Source organism: Microvirga tunisiensis (assembly GCF_009296175.1).
In the GTDB taxonomy this organism is placed as follows: Bacteria; Pseudomonadota; Alphaproteobacteria; order Rhizobiales; family Beijerinckiaceae; genus Microvirga; species Microvirga tunisiensis.
The window spans coordinates 1-1563 of the sequence record NZ_VOSK01000719.1 but is presented as its reverse complement, the minus strand read 5'-3'; the positions used below and the strand labels follow the sequence as shown (position 1 = coordinate 1563).

At 57.6% G+C, this 1563-nt stretch carries 2 protein-coding genes and 1 pseudogene; all 3 read right to left on the bottom strand.

Annotated elements, in window-relative coordinates; translation table 11 throughout:
* Positions 1–161 precede the first annotated feature (161 nt).
* The gene (locus tag FS320_RS45705) at positions 162–329 is read right to left on the bottom strand and encodes a hypothetical protein (RefSeq protein ID WP_153885414.1); all 168 of its coding nucleotides are present in this window, start codon (positions 327–329) and stop codon (positions 162–164) included.
* A gap of 382 nt (positions 330–711) precedes the next feature.
* Positions 712–996, bottom strand: a complete 285-nt coding sequence (locus FS320_RS43125) for a hypothetical protein (RefSeq protein ID WP_152718618.1) — start codon at positions 994–996, stop codon at positions 712–714.
* A 261-nt stretch (positions 997–1257) separates the two neighbouring features.
* A pseudogene (locus FS320_RS49430) lies at positions 1258–1563 on the bottom strand (hypothetical protein); the annotation flags it as partial.

Sequence of the window (1563 nt, the reverse complement as noted above, 5' to 3'; positions counted from 1 at the left end):
CACCCATCCGCCCCGAACGCCACGTCGCCCAGTCGATCGCCACCATCCGGGCTGAACTCATCTGCACTCTCGTGCGAAGGCTCCCACGATGTCCCTGCTGCCACACAAAGTTTATGACACAGTAGTACTAGAACACCGCTTACGAAAGCCTCATCGGAGCCTCAATGCTCCTTGAGCCGCCAACCCCGGCTGCGAGCGTGGCGCTCCATCTCTTCGATGGTCTCCTTGAGCCGATCCGCCTCGGTGAAGTCTCTCCGCACTAAAGCTTGAATTAGCTCCATACGCTTGTGTTCGAGCGCCTTTGTCCAAGCAATTTGTTCCTCTGACATCTGGCTTCTCCAAGGCGACTACTCGATCAGAAAGGTCGAATGTGGAGACCGTGAGGCTCAAGCACCGCCTGTCTACTTTAGGGCGTATGAGGTTTCGTGGGCAGTCGATCGGCGGGCGGACATGGGCAAGGGAGACGACATGGTCGCCGATCGCTATTCGTTCTGACGCAAACCTCGTTCCATCCGGCAACGGCATAAGCCGCTCCACACTTCCTTATGCTCCCCTATAAGGGGCGGGGCCACGAGGTGCCAACCGTTCAACCCCCGCGTAAGGAATAAACGCCACCCGTTTCGCTTAAGCCTCAGTATCGAACGCGCTTTGCAGTGTTCGGACAGTGTTCAAGCGGGCTCATGGAATCTCGCATCACTTACTCAGTAAAACTCACTTCCACTTTAGAGACGTGAAGCGCTTCTCGAAGGCGTGGTTGTGGCCGACAAGAAGCGAGGCTTCGGCTGGGAGCTCCTCGTCACCGATCTGCTCAAATCCCGTTAATGCATTCAGAAGGTATGGGTTGGGTAAGCTGGCGAGGAGCGTGATAGGGCCAGGGCCGCAGGTCGCCACCAGCATCATCTGACTCGGGCATCCAAGCTTCATGAAGAGATTTTCGAACTGATCCTGGACCTCGTTCCATTCGGCCGGATCGATGATCCTGCGAGCCCAGATCATGAGCGTCTCCCAGCCTAGGTGGTCGAGGCAAAAACTGGAATGTCATTGGCGGCGTGCCGTCAGGCCTACCTGACGAGGAGCGCAGCAGAACAAGTCCTATATGATCGCAGCATGAAAGGCGATCCGCCCTCACGCTTGCAAACGGGATGAGGGCGGCTTTTCACAATTCCCAATAGTCGGACTGCTTGGGTCAATCCTTCTTTTCTGAAGAGAACTCCACCAAAAGAGAGGCCAAAGTTATGGCCCCTCCCCATTGGCATATCAGGTCCGAGATCCGCCGGTCTGACTGTGCTGGCCGCCCGGCTGCGAGATCCCCGCCACCGCCTCGCCGGCCCGGCCGGATTTTTCCGTCACCGCCTTGTCGCCAAGTGAGATGATGCCCACCAGGCGCTTGTCGCGGGTGAGCACCGGCAGACGCCGAACCTGGATGTCGGCCATGTTGCCGTGGATCTGTTGCAGCTTTGAAACTTGCCCTGCCTGAGCTACGACATGAGGGTGGCGAGTGGGGCTGACAGTGAAGCAAAATAACAAGGGGCTGCTCAAAGGTCGGCAGTTCACGGCGGAGAT